This is a genomic window from Hymenobacter sp. FMD4, assembly GCF_058932745.1.
Genome location: NZ_JBZYWH010000006.1, coordinates 83,461 through 96,213, shown reverse-complemented (window position 1 = coordinate 96,213; position 12,753 = coordinate 83,461). Strand labels below are relative to the sequence as shown.

At 58.4% G+C, this 12,753-nt stretch carries 8 protein-coding genes; all 8 read right to left on the bottom strand.

Going from position 1 to position 12,753, the window contains the following annotated elements; all coding sequences use genetic code 11:
- Positions 1-187: 187 nt before the first annotated feature.
- The 8 genes from AC5FXY_RS08250 to AC5FXY_RS08215 all read right to left on the bottom strand — a co-directional run bounded on the left by AC5FXY_RS08250 (position 188) and on the right by AC5FXY_RS08215 (position 12,725).
- Positions 188-2,362 carry a bifunctional alpha,alpha-trehalose-phosphate synthase (UDP-forming)/trehalose-phosphatase gene (locus AC5FXY_RS08250; RefSeq protein ID WP_493556182.1) on the bottom strand — a complete coding sequence of 725 codons (2,175 nt, stop codon included), beginning with the start codon at positions 2,360-2,362 and terminating at the stop codon, positions 188-190.
- Between the two features lie 321 nt (positions 2,363-2,683).
- The gene (locus AC5FXY_RS08245; protein ID WP_493556181.1) at positions 2,684-4,147 is read right to left on the bottom strand and encodes an efflux transporter outer membrane subunit; all 1,464 of its coding nucleotides are present in this window, start codon (positions 4,145-4,147) and stop codon (positions 2,684-2,686) included.
- 100 nt (positions 4,148-4,247) lie between these two features.
- Complete coding sequence (locus AC5FXY_RS08240) at positions 4,248-7,454, bottom strand: efflux RND transporter permease subunit (RefSeq protein WP_493556180.1); 3,207 nt, start codon at positions 7,452-7,454, stop codon at positions 4,248-4,250.
- Between the two features lie 222 nt (positions 7,455-7,676).
- Positions 7,677-8,879, bottom strand: coding sequence for an efflux RND transporter periplasmic adaptor subunit (locus AC5FXY_RS08235; protein ID WP_493556179.1), 1,203 nt, complete (start codon positions 8,877-8,879; stop codon positions 7,677-7,679).
- Positions 8,880-8,985: 106 nt separating this feature from the next.
- Positions 8,986-9,252 (bottom strand): hypothetical protein, encoded by a 267-nt coding sequence (locus AC5FXY_RS08230; protein WP_493556178.1) that lies wholly within the window; start codon positions 9,250-9,252, stop codon positions 8,986-8,988.
- 74 nt (positions 9,253-9,326) lie between these two features.
- Positions 9,327-10,694 carry a sensor histidine kinase gene (locus AC5FXY_RS08225; RefSeq protein WP_493556177.1) on the bottom strand — a complete coding sequence of 456 codons (1,368 nt, stop codon included), beginning with the start codon at positions 10,692-10,694 and terminating at the stop codon, positions 9,327-9,329.
- Between the two features lie 90 nt (positions 10,695-10,784).
- Positions 10,785-11,462 carry a response regulator gene (locus tag AC5FXY_RS08220; RefSeq protein WP_493556176.1) on the bottom strand — a complete coding sequence of 226 codons (678 nt, stop codon included), beginning with the start codon at positions 11,460-11,462 and terminating at the stop codon, positions 10,785-10,787.
- 135 nt (positions 11,463-11,597) lie between these two features.
- Complete coding sequence (locus AC5FXY_RS08215) at positions 11,598-12,725, bottom strand: WG repeat-containing protein (RefSeq protein ID WP_493556175.1); 1,128 nt, start codon at positions 12,723-12,725, stop codon at positions 11,598-11,600.
- Positions 12,726-12,753 lie beyond the last annotated feature (28 nt).

Below are 12,753 nucleotides of genomic sequence, written 5' to 3'. Positions count from 1 at the left end.
AGCCTATTGCTATAAAGTAGTACCTCCATGCACATTCATCCTGTTCACGCTTGCTGTAAATCAGCTCTTTCTAACCCCAATAAGTACGCTAGGGGTTAAAACCTTATTAGAACCACATTAGAAAAGATTAAAACGCCCTTTATGATGGCGTTAGCCCCTAATTTTCCTGGTATCAGCCTTGATTAGGCTACAATAACCGCCGCAGCAGATTGCGCACCTCCGCCACACTGGTTACGTGGTAGCGGGCCAGGGAGCGGGGCGCCCCGCCTACTTTCACGGTGTAGGCCTCCGCTGGCATGGCCCGGAAAGTATCCTCGTCCGTGCGGTCGTCGCCAATGGTAAGGATAAAGTCGGGTTGCAGGGACGCAATCCAGCGCGAGGCGGCGGCGCCCTTGTTGATGCCTGAGTTTTTGATTTCGACCACTTTATTGCCCTCAAGTACCTGCAACTCGGTATTGGAAGCGAGGAAGGTGAGGTGGCTCATCAGCTCCCGGGCGCGCTGCTGGCCCAGTTCGGGGTCTGCGCGGCGGAAATGCCACACCAGGGAAAAGTCTTTCTCCTCGATAAAGGAGCCAGCGGTGCGGCGCACGTACAGCTCCAGCACGGGCCGGATTTCCTGCTTCCAGTCGGCGCGTAGCTCCTGAAAAAGGGTCCACTCCTCCCCCACTGCGCGCAGCCACACGCCGTGCTCGGCAATAAAATTGAGCGGCAGGTGGCCGAGCCAGCTTTCCAGGGTGTTCCGGTCGCGGCCCGAGATAATTACCACCCGATTGCGCGCGTCGTCGGTGAGGGCGCGCAGCAGCAGGCGCAGTTCTTGGTCGGGCTGGGCACGCTGCGGATTGGGATGAAACGGCGCCAGCGTACCGTCGTAATCGAGCAGCAACAGGCGCTGCTTGGTCTTGTCGTAATGCTCCACCACCCCGCGGCTGGTGGCGGGGTCGAGCAGAGTGGTAGCCAGGGTGAGCTGCCGCTGCTTGGCGTACTCCAGACGGGCCATAAACAGCTTGGTCCACTCAAATACATCGTACTGGCGCACCAAGGCTTGCATGGCGGCTAAGCGCTGCTCCTGGTCTTCTTCGTGCATTATCAGCGCCTCCTGCATGGCTTCGGCTAGCTGGCCGGTGTCGGTGGGGTTGATGATGAGCGCATCGGACAGTTCGCGGGCGGCGCCGGCCCGCTCGCTTAGAATGAGTACGCCGCGGCCATTGGTTTTGCAGGCAACAAACTCCTTGGCTACCAGATTCATGCCGTCGCGCATGGGCGTAACGAGGCCCACTTCAGCCAGGCGATAAAGCGCCACCAGCTCGTCGAAGGGAAAGGAGCGGTAGAAGTAATGAATGGGATTCCAGCCGATGGTGCGGTATTGGGAGTTGATGCGGCCTACCAGCTCGTCGATTTCCTCCTTCAACTCCTTGTACTGCGCTACCTGGTCGCGTGAGGGCACCACTACCATCAGCAGACATACCTGCCCGCGCCACTCGGGGTAGCGCTGCAGCAGCAGCTCGAAGGCGCGCAGGCGCTGAGCAATGCCCTTGGTGTAATCGAGCCGGTCGATGGAGAGAATGACGCGCGTGTCGCGTAATACTTCGCGGTAGGTATGTTCGTACTCGATGACGGCTTCCGAATCGGCGGCCTTAGAATAACGGCCGTAGTCAATGCCCATGGGAAACGCATCGACGGTGACGGTGCGGGTGGGCGTCTCGATCTGGCCGTTTTGGGTGGGCAGGCCCAGCAGCTGCGACACCGAGCTGAGGAAGTGCCGCATGTAGCCGAAGGTGTGAAAACCGATCAGATCAGCCCCGAGCAGACCTTCCAGCAGCTGCGTGCGCCAGGGCAGCACCCGAATGAGCTCCTGCGAGGGAAACGGAATGTGCAGGAAGAAGCCGATAGTGGCCTGCGGCCGCACTTTGCGCAGCATCTGGGGCAGCAGCAATAGCTGGTAATCGTGCACCCAAATGGTGTCTTCGGGACCGGCCAGCTCCAGCACGGCGCGGCAGAATTTCTCGTTTACGGCTACGTAGGCTTCCCACAGCGCGTCGTCGTACACGGCGTACTGGGCGAAGTAGTGGAACGTGGGCCACAGCAGCTCGTTGCTGAAGCCTTCGTAGTAATCCCGGATTTCGGTTTCGGTAAGGAATACCGGCGCCATGCTGTTGGCGCGCAGCTGATCGGTCACGAACTCCTGCTCCGCCACATCCTCCACAAACAAGCCCGGCCAGCCCACCCACACGTTGTCGCCGGCGCGGTAAATGGAGCCCAGACCGGTGGCCAGGCCGCCTTCGCTGGGCTGAAAAGTAAGACCCTCGTCGGTGCGCTGGACTTTGGTCGGAAGACGGTTGGAGACGATTATAGTTCGTGACATGCTTGAGGATTAGGTGAAACATGCCCGGAACAGAGTTCCAGGTTCTGAAGGCTTTTGCATGAGCAGCCTAAGGCCCGCAGTAACATTAGGACTTATGAATACTTACGCGGAATGCAGGGTATTGGACGAGGTCCAACTTATAAAGGTGTCCCTGCCACGTTAAAGCAGTATTAGCCACGCATTAAAAAACATTAACTAAGCCCAATCGTTTGACGCACCCGTCTCTCGACCCGTCCAGCTACGTGCATGGGCATTGGCGTGTAGCCGGACGGGTTTCGTTAGTTATTGGCCTCCTGGAGCCGTCCTTACTGATTAGGCACCTCACTGATTAGGCACCTCATTCCAGCCTCCGCCCAAGGCACGGTACAGATCAATAAGCAGTTGGAATTGTTCCTTGCGCAGGCTGGTGGCTTCCAGCTCGGCATCGAGCACGCTGCGCTGCGCGGTGATGACTTCCAAGTAATTGGCCCGCCCAGCCACGTACAGGTCGTTGGCTGCGTCCACGGCTCGGGTAAGCGAGGCAACCTCCTGCTGTTTCAGCGCATAGGCACGGCGGTAATAAGCCAAGCCGCGAATATTGGTGTGCACCTCGCGGAAACCCGCTTGCAGGGCACGCTGATAGGCGAAAAAGGCCTCCCGGTCGGCGGCGGTGGCGCGGCGGTAATCGGCTTTCAGCCCGGTTCGGTTAACCACCGGAGCCGTTAAACCGCTCAGGAGACCGAAGGCCACCGACTCCGGCTTGAACAACAGCGAGCCGCTAAAAGCATTTAGGCCCGCGTAAGGTGTAATGGTGAGTGAGGGCAGAAACGCAGCCCGCGCCGCCGATACATCGGCCCGGGTAGCGGCCAACTCCAGCTCGGCCTGCCGGATGTCGGGCCGGCGCAGCAGAGCCCGCGCTGGAATGCCCGCCGAAACGGTGTCGGGTAGCGGCTGCTGCCGAATAGGTTTACCGCGAGCTATCCGGCGCGGGTAGCGACCAAGCAGCTGATTGAGCTGGTTTTCGGCTTGCACAATGCGCTGCTGCGCTTGCAGCTCCAGAACCTGGGTGCGCAGCAACTGAGCGCTGAACTGCTGTACCGCTAGCTCGGTAGCGCGGCCGGCTTGCTTTTGCACCCGAATGATTTCCAGGGCGCGCTGCTGGTACTCAGCGTTGCGCCGAAGTACATCCAGCTCGTTGTCGAGGGCCAGCAGATCGTAATACAGGCTAGCCACTTGCGCCACCAGCGAGGTAACGACTAAGTGACGGGCTTGCTCCGTGGCCAGCAGCCTGGCGGAAGCAGCCCGCCGGCGTTGGCGCAGCTTGCCCCACAGGTCGATTTCCCAGGAGCTGCGCAGGCCCAGAAAATAATCGGGCGTGACGGGCGTAGGAATGCGCCGCTGTTGGTCGATGTTGGGCGAAAGGTTGGTGTCGAAGTTGCCGACACCGTTTAGGGTGTAGTCGCCCCAGCGGTCCACGCCCGCGGCGGCCACCCCATTTACGCTGGGCAGCAGGGCTCCGCGGGCCGCAATAACCGACGCCCGCGCCTGCTCTATGCGCTGCACCGCTATCTGCAGATCGGGGCTGTTCTGCAAAGCCGTATCAATGAGCCCGACTAGCTGCTGGTCATTGAAGAACGCCCGCCAGGGCCGCTCGGCGATGCTAACGGAGTCGGTGGCAGCTACGGGCCCAAAAGAGGCCGGCAGCGCGGCGCTGACGCGTGGCGGCGTGGGCTCAACTACTTTGCAGCCACTGAGCAAAGCCCCGGTGAGCAGAAACAGGAAAATATAGAAGCGTGCGTAAGCCATGGTGGTAATTCGCGCCTTTCGAGCGCCTCTCCGTCCGATAAAGACGAAGCGGCAGTTAAGCACTTGTGTGTTCGTCAGCAGTATAAAACTCTGGGCGTGCCTATGCCTGCGTGGGCTTGAGGTGCCGCATCATGTGTTCCGCGTGCTCGGCATCAGCTTCATCCTCGTCAATAGCTGGCTTACTCATGGAGGCAAAGAGCACGTAGAGGCCCGGAATCACCACCACGCCAAACAGCGTACCGATGAGCATGCCACCTGCCGCCGCCGTACCGATGGAGCGGTTGCCGAGCGCCCCCGCGCCCGAGGCAATGCAAAGCGGAATCAGACCGGCAATGAAGGCGAAGGAAGTCATCAGAATAGGCCGCAAACGCGACACTGCTCCTTCGATAGCCGATTCCAGCACCGAAGCACCTTCTTGACGGCGTTGATTGGCCACTTCGATGATGAGGATAGCATTCTTTCCGAGCAGCCCCACCAGCATTACCAGCGCCACTTGGGCGTAAATGTTGTTTTCCAGTCCCAGTAGCTTCAGCGACAGGAAAGCCCCGAATACGCCCGTGGGCAGCGAAAGCAGCACCGGCAGCGGCAGCAGGAAGCTTTCATACTGGGCGGCCAGCAGCAGGTACACAAACACGATTACCATCAGGAACACGTACACGGCCTGGTTGCCGGAGAGAATTTGTTCCCGCGTCATGCCCGACCATTCGTAGCTGTAGCCGCGCGGTAGCTCTTTGGTGGCCACGCGCTCAGCGGCCGCAATGGCTTCGCCGGACGAGAAACCGGGCGCGGCGTCGCCGTTGAGCATGGCCGAGGTGTACATGTTGTAGCGCGTGAGCTGCTCGGGGCCGTACACGCGCTCCATGGTCAGGAAAGTCGAGTACGGCACCATCTCGCCGCGGTCGTTCTTGACGTAGAGCTTCAGCACGTCTTCGGGAGTGGCGCGGTAGTTCGGGGCGGCCTGCACCATCACCTTGTACATCTGCCCGAAGCGGATGAAGTTGGAGGCATAGAACGAGCCCAGCAGCGTTTGGAGCGTGCTCATGGCGCGGTCCACGGTCACGCCGCGCTTGGCCGCCATTTCCTGATCCACGTGAATGAGGTACTGCGGAAAGCTGGCGTCGAAGGTGGTGAAGGCCGAGCCGATTTCGGGCGTGCGGGCCAGGGCGGTGATGAACTTGTTGGTGGCAGCAGCGGTCTGCTGCAGGTCGCCGCGGCCGGTTTTGTCAAGCACGCGCAGCTCGAAACCGCTGCTGTTGCCGAAGCCAGGCACGGTGGGCGGCGAGAAATACTCGATACGGGCGTCGCGGATGCCAGCCGTGCGCTTGCGCAGCTCGGCAATCAGCTCGTCGACCGACTCTTCGCGCTTATCCCAGGCTTTGAGGTTGATCATGCCCATGCCGTAAGAGGCACCGGCCACTTCGTTCAGCAGACTGTAGCCGGCCAGCGTCGTTACCGATTCCACGGGTTTTAGCTTGGCGGCTTGCTGCTGAATCTGATCCAGTACTTCTTCGGTGCGCTCCACGGTGGCACCGGGCGGGGCCGTTACGTTCACGTAGATCATGCCCTGGTCTTCCGTCGGGATGAAGCCCGAAGGCAGGATGAGGCTCAGGCCCCAGGTAGCGAGGCAGAACACCGCGAACAAACCCAGCGTGACGCCGCGGCGCGGCGCGATGTGGCGCAGCAGGCCTTCGTATTTGCGGGCCAGGGCATCGTAGTAGCGGTTGAAGCCGGCGAAGAACCGAGCCATCAGCCCGGGGCGCTTGCTGTCGGGGGCATCCGGCGTATCGCCCTCAATGGCGTGCGTGGGCTTCAGCATCAGGGCACACAGGGCCGGCGTTAGCGTGAGGGCGTTGATGCCGGAAATGACGATGGATATAGCCAGCGTCAGCGAAAACTGCCGGTAGAATACGCCTACCGGGCCCGACATAAAGGCTACCGGCACGAACACGGCCGTCATGACCAGCGTGATGGCCACGATGGCTCCGCCGATTTCGCTCATCGCCGCCAGCGTCGCTTTTCGCGCCGACAAATGCTCCTCGTGCATCTTCACGTGCACGGCTTCCACCACCACAATGGCGTTGTCGACCACGATACCGATGGCCAGCACCAAGGCAAAGAGCGTGAGCAGGTTGATGGAGAAGCCGAAGACCTGCATGAAGGCCAGCGTACCGATCAGGGCGACGGGCACGGCCAGGGCTGGGATAAGCGTGGAACGCCAGTCCTGCAAAAACAGGTACACCACCACAAACACCAGCAGGAAGGCCTCAAACAGCGTCCGCATCACCTCGTGAATAGAGGCGTCAAGGAAACGCGACACGTCGTAGCTGATGTTGTAAGTCATGCCGGGCGGAAACGACGTGCCTTTCAGCTCGGCCATGCGCGTTTTCACGTTTTCGATAACCTCGCGGGCGTTGGAGCCCGGGCGCTGCTTCAGCATGATAGCGGCCGAGGCGCGGCCATCGGTTTTGGAGGCCATGCCGTAGCTCAGGGTGCCGAACTCTACTTCGGCCACGTCCTTCAGGCGCAGGATGGAGCCGTCGGAGTTAGCGCGCACTACTATGTTTTTGTACTGCTCGGGCTCAAAAAACTTACCGGTGTAGCGCAGCACGTACTGCAGCATTTGGGCGGTTTGGCCAGAGCTTTCGCCGGTCTGGCCGGGGGCCGCTTCCACGTTCTGGGCCCGAATGGCGTCCACGATTTCGTCGGCCGAAACGTCGTAGGCCAGCAGGCGGTCGGGCTTCAGCCACACGCGCATGGAGTACTCGCGGGAGCCCATGATTTCGGCGCGGCCCACACCCTCGATGCGCTTGAGCTCCTGCAGGATATTGATGTCGGCGAAGTTGTAAATGAACTCCTCATCGGCCGCGGGGTCGTCGCTCAGCACGTTGAGGTAGAGCAGCATGCTGTTCACCTCCTTTTCGGTGGTCACCCCGGCCTTGATAACCTCTTCCGGCATCTCGTCGATGATGGTCGTGACGCGGTTCTGCACGTTCACGGCTGCCAGGTCGGGGTCGGTGCCGACTTCGAAGAACACCTGAATGGCCGTGATGCCATTGTTGGAGGTTACCGTCGACATGTACGTCATACCCGGTACGCCGTTGATGGCGCGCTCCAGCGGCGTAGCCACAGCCTTGGCGCACACTTCGGCATTGGCGCCGGTGTACTTGGCCGTCACGATAACCGAGGGTGGTACGATTTCGGGAAACTGCGTGATGGGCAGCGAAAAAAACGCCAGCCCGCCCAGTAGCACGAAAATCAGGGAAATGACCAGCGAAAGAACTGGTCGTTTGATGAATAGCGCGAGCATGGAGGCAATAGGGTGGTACTCAACTGAGAGCAGGCTGCTCTCAGCGACACAAATGGAAATAAGCCACTACCTAACGCCTGCCGGAAGCCGTGCCGCTGTTGCCGGAAATCACACCAATAACCATTCATCCTGGGAAAAACGGTCTCGGCACAAATACGGCACGGCTTCGGCAAGCGGACGTTGCACCCGATGGGTGGAGTGATGCAACGTCGGAGCTGGAAATTAGGGGGCGTGCACGGCGGCCATACCGCTGCGTCCTCCGCGGCTCTGCATAGGAATGGGCGCCAGCAAGCTATCCATGGCAATCAGGCGCGGCTGAATGCGCATGCCGTCGCGGGCGTCCTGCACGCCTTCGTATACTACCCGGTCGCCGGGTTTCAGGCCCGATTCTACCACGTAGAAATGGGCCAAACGCGTCTTGGGAACAAAGTTTTGCTGCCGTAGGCGGTTGTTCTTATCGACGATGAAGACGTAGTTCTTATCCTGCAGCTCAAACACGGCCTTTTGCGGCAGCAGCAAGGCATCGTCTACTTGGCTGGCCAGGCGCACCCGGCCGCTGGCCCCGTGCTTTAGCAGCTTATCGGGGTTTCGGAAGCGTGCCCGAAAGGCTATAGAGCCGGTGTTGGCGTCGATTTCGCTTTCCACCGTTTCAATCTTACCGGGATGCGGGTAATTGCTGCCATCGGCCAGCAGCAGATGTACTTCGGCCGGGCTGGCGGGCTGCTGCTTCCGGCGCTTCATGTACTCCAGGTACTCCCCTTCCGACACGGTGAAATAGGCGTACACGGCCTGGATGTCGGAGACGGTGGTAAGCAGCGTGCCATCGTCAATCAGGCTTCCTACCTTCAGCGGAATACGGTCGATGATGCCATCAAAGGGTGCCCGCATCTGGGTGTAAGACAGATTTAGCTGGGTATCGGTGAGGGCAGACTGGGCTTGGGCCACTTGGGATTGGGCAGCCTTCAGCTTGGCTTGGGCCACTTCCAGCTCGGTTTTCGAAACAATGTTTTTGTCGACCAGCAGCTTTACCTGCTTTACTTCCAGCTCGGCCACACGCGTTTCGGCCTGGGCACTGGCCAGGGCCGCTTTGGCCTTGGTTATCTGGGCCCGGAACGGAGCATCGTTGATGCTGAACAGCAGCTGACCTTGCTTTACTTCCTGGCCTTCGTCGACGTGGATTTTATCCAGAAAACCAGTCACTCGACCACGCAGCTCCACGTTTCGTACGGCCTGAATGTCGGCTACGTATTTACGGTACAGCACCGTGTCGCGCACCATGAGCTCGGTGACGGGAAGCGTCGGTTGTACCTGAGCCGTTTCCGGCGACTGTTCAGTTTCGCCTTTAGCAGTACACCCTACCAGCAAGCCACCAAGGGCAAGCGCGGTGAGCGGCCGGGAAAGTAATCGGGGAAGTTCAGTTGACATAAGCGCAGCCCCTTCAGGGGTACAGTTCAGCGAAATTTGATAGGCAAAGCTTCCCTGCTAGCATTAGAGCCACATTAGGCTGGTATTAAAAAACATTAAAATCGCACTAGAGCTTCACTGGCCGTGCTTGGCTGAGCAGGTGTACCAGCACACTGTCTTTGCGGAGCTGCTCGGCTTGACAGCGGGCCAGTTGCGTTTGCGCCAGGCGTAGCTCCAGCTCCGATTCGGTTACTCGGGCGTCAGCCGTTGGATCGGGGCTAGCGGGCAGCTTTTCGTCGGCCGCAAACAGCAAGTAACAGTTCAGCCCAGCCGAGAACAGCAATGCCAGCAGCAAAAGCAGTGCTGGCAGCGGCATGCGTTCGTCCTTATCCATGGGCATGATTCATGATTCAGCCGCAAAACAGCGAATCACTCATTAAAGCCGGGTGAGAACGGGATTAGAAAATATTAGAAAACTGCTGGTAGACACACCGTGGCGGTGGTGCCCACGCTCACAGCCGAGTCTACGCTCAGCTCGCCGCCGTGCAGCGTAACAATGCGGAGCGTGATGGGCAGCCCCAGTCCGTGCCCTCCTTTGTGGCGCCCGCCCTCGGCCCGAAACAAAGGCTCGTAAATGCGTTGCAGCGCTGCGGGCTCAATACCGATTCCCGCGTCGCGCACGGTTACGCACAGCGTACGAGCATTGAGGTAGCCCAGTTCCACGTCCACGGGCGCATCAGAATACTTACAGGCGTTATCGAGCAGATTGAACATAGCCGTGGTAAGTAGGTGGGCGTTGCCGCTGACCATAAAAGGCTCGTCCAGGGCTGTGGGGACGTCGCCGAAAGACAGTTTCACGGCTCGGCTGGGGTACTTGACGCAGCAGTAGTCCAGGGCTTGAGTCAGGCATTCATCCAGGCGCACGGGCACGCGGCTGAAGGCTGTTTCGTCGGCGCGGGCGAGGTCCAGTAAGCTGTTGGTCAGCCCAATCAGGCGGCGCATTTCTTCCATAGCCGACTGCATGCTCAGTTTAGCTTCTGCCAGGTCGGTATCGTACAACACGGAAGTTTCCAGCACGCCTAGCGCATTGGCCAGGGGCGTACGCAGCTCGTGGGAGGCGTGCGCCACAAAGCTGCGGTGGCTTTCAAATGCCTGCTCCAGTCCCGCCAGCATCTGGTTGAACGTAATGGCCAGCTGAGCAATTTCATCTTTCTGATTTCCCTCATGCACGCGTTGGCTTAGGTTGGAGGCCGTGATGCGCCGGACCTGCTGCACAATACGGGCTATGGGTTTCAACGACTCCTCCGCGAAGTACCAGCCGGCCACCACAATGAGCGACAAGGCTCCTATGTTACCGATCAGCAGAATCAGCCTCAATTTATCCAGCTGCTGAAAGCCGACTTCGTCGTAACCCGCCGCAAAGATGCGGTAGCCTTGCCCCTGGTGCTCGTATTGCACGCCCAGCGCCTCGCGCGCCCCGTACCGAAAACGTACTGGTTCGCCAGCCTTGATCTGCGACATGTGGGCCAGGTTGCCGGCTTGATCAATGAGGTCGTCGCTGGCGTAAATCAGCCGGCCGTTCGGGCTATATATGCTGATTTGCTCCTGCGGCAAGGTCAGCAAGTCTCGCCGACGAAAAGTGCGCAGAATGCCGCTGCGCAGGTTGTTGCGCTGCAGCAAAATACGCCCGGTTAACTCCACCTTACCCGCCAAGCGGTTCTGAAATTTCTGCTCCCTGGTAGCAGCGTGGAAATAGTAGACAAACAGGGACAAGCTCAGCTGAATGGCTAGCACCAGCAGGGTAAAGCGCAAGATGAGCTTGTTCCGAATGAGCATAATGGCAGGGTGGTGAAGTAGTGAATCAGTTGTTCCTTCCGTGCAGGCGGCACGTCATTTCACAAGTTCACCAACTCACAATTTCACCTTTCATCCCTCCCGCATTACGTAGCCCATGCCCACCACCGTGTGGATGAGCTTCGGCGTGAAGTCCTTGTCGATTTTCTTACGCAGGTAGCTTACGTACACGTCGATGACGTTGGTGTTGGTATCGAAATTCAGCTCCCACACGCGTTCGGCAATATCCACGCGCGACACGGTTTTGCCGCGGTTTAGCATCAGGTACTCCAGCAACGAATATTCGCGGGTGGTCAGCACGATGCGCTTGCCGGCGCGGGCTACGGTTTTGGCGTCGAGGTTCAGCTCCAGGTCGGCCATGCGCAAGATGCGCTTCACGTTGGCCGCTTCAGAGCTGCGCTTGTGCAGGGCGCGGGTGCGTAGCAGCAGTTCCTTGAATTCGAAGGGCTTCACCAGGTAATCATCGGCTCCAGCCTCAAAGCCAGTTACTTTATTATCCAGCGAATCCAGAGCCGTAAGCATCAGCACCGGCACCTGCTTGTTTTCCTCCCGAATCATGCGGCAAAGCTCAAAGCCATTGATATAGGGCAGGTTGACGTCGAGAATGATGACGTCGTAATGGCTTTGCTCCGCCAGCGACTTGCCCATCTGGCCGTCGTAGGCCACATCCAGCTCGTAGGCCTCGTTTTCGAAGCCTTTCTTGATGAAAGAGGCCAGTTTGGGTTCGTCTTCGACGAGGAGTAGTTTCATGCAGTTGCGGTTCGGGCGGGGTACGCACGGGGAAGAACGAAGTTACGCACGAACTGGGCTTGAAGTGACCCGAGCCAGCTACTGGGCAGTTGCTCCCTACTCCTCAGGCTAGCGGCAGTTAGCGTCTACCTGCCTTTATAAGGATACCGATATGAGCTTGTATCCACCCGCCGTCCGGATAAAAGTAAAGTGCTCTTGGTACTCATCGGCGCCTGGCCCAGTGGGCTCGTTAGTTATGACAACGCTGAATATTGGATACCGGGCAGAATCATGTTCGCCGCAAAGTGTGTAGAAGGTATCGAAGATAGATTCCTCATGGATAAGCCCATTTAGAAGGTCGCTACCTATACCCATATTTTGTAGTCCCGGCTTGCTTACAGTCAGGTGTTCGGCTAACAGCCGCTGGTACGCTGCCAAGAATTCTTGCCGCTGGTACGGTATCCAGCCCTTAAATGGTCTTTGTGCCACTCGGATGACAGAGAAACAGGCTTCACCTACGCGTTCCTGATTATTACTGCTGACGGCTTGCAGAAAATCAGCGTAAAACCAACGCCTGAATTCCTTCTCGTAATCAATGAACGAGTAAGTATTACCGCCTACTCCTGAAATTCGTACCCGGTCAAGAGTATCAGTAGCCGACGCGTTTAGTTTGGCCGAATACCAATTAATGGTATACAATTCCTGCCGTGATAAACTGTCAATAAGCACTTCATTTTGCTCATTGATCAGCATCAGTTTACCGCCCTTCCAGCTTGGGTGTTCACATTTTAGCGTATCGACTCCGTCCCGGCAGGCACGCCGTGCCCCTTGTAATACCACCGCCATGCCGTTGTGGAAAGAGCGGGCGCTATTGTATACTGCCGGAATGATGGCTTTCCCGTGCTGGTCAAGGTATCCGACTCGTTTGTTCTTGGGGCTTTTAAATATGATTTTGCCTTCACTTTCACAATCAAATGTATAATCGAATACGAAGACGCTGTCGTGCCCAACGCGGCGCCCGTCCTTGAGCAAATGATAGTGAGAACCGTTTGCGTCGCGCACGGCAGCTATATCAATAAAACGCTTGGCAGGAGAAGCTGGCAAGCCCAAAAACCTCGGTTTGACTCGCACTTTGCCAGTGGCGTCTTTGTAACCATACAGCCCTCTTTTCCGACCTTCAAACCGCACCCATTCTTCCTGAGCAACTGCCGGAAACGCAAGAGTGACAAGGAGCAGGCATATAAAGCACCAGCCGGTAATGCGTGATTGGTAAAAACTAAACATAGGCCAATAAGCTATTGATTTCGCTAAC

Excerpts from the sequence above, each read along its gene's own strand:
- AC5FXY_RS08250 (WP_493556182.1), bottom strand. The coding sequence starts at position 2,362 with ATGTCACGAACTATAATCGTCTCCAACCGTCTTCCGACCAAAGTCCAG.
- AC5FXY_RS08245 (WP_493556181.1), bottom strand. The coding sequence starts at position 4,147 with ATGGCTTACGCACGCTTCTATATTTTCCTGTTTCTGCTCACCGGGGCT.
- AC5FXY_RS08240 (WP_493556180.1), bottom strand. The coding sequence starts at position 7,454 with ATGCTCGCGCTATTCATCAAACGACCAGTTCTTTCGCTGGTCATTTCC.
- AC5FXY_RS08235 (WP_493556179.1), bottom strand. The coding sequence starts at position 8,879 with ATGTCAACTGAACTTCCCCGATTACTTTCCCGGCCGCTCACCGCGCTT.
- AC5FXY_RS08230 (WP_493556178.1), bottom strand. The coding sequence starts at position 9,252 with ATGGATAAGGACGAACGCATGCCGCTGCCAGCACTGCTTTTGCTGCTG.
- AC5FXY_RS08225 (WP_493556177.1), bottom strand. The coding sequence starts at position 10,694 with ATGCTCATTCGGAACAAGCTCATCTTGCGCTTTACCCTGCTGGTGCTA.
- AC5FXY_RS08220 (WP_493556176.1), bottom strand. The coding sequence starts at position 11,462 with ATGAAACTACTCCTCGTCGAAGACGAACCCAAACTGGCCTCTTTCATC.
- AC5FXY_RS08215 (WP_493556175.1), bottom strand. The coding sequence starts at position 12,725 with ATGTTTAGTTTTTACCAATCACGCATTACCGGCTGGTGCTTTATATGC.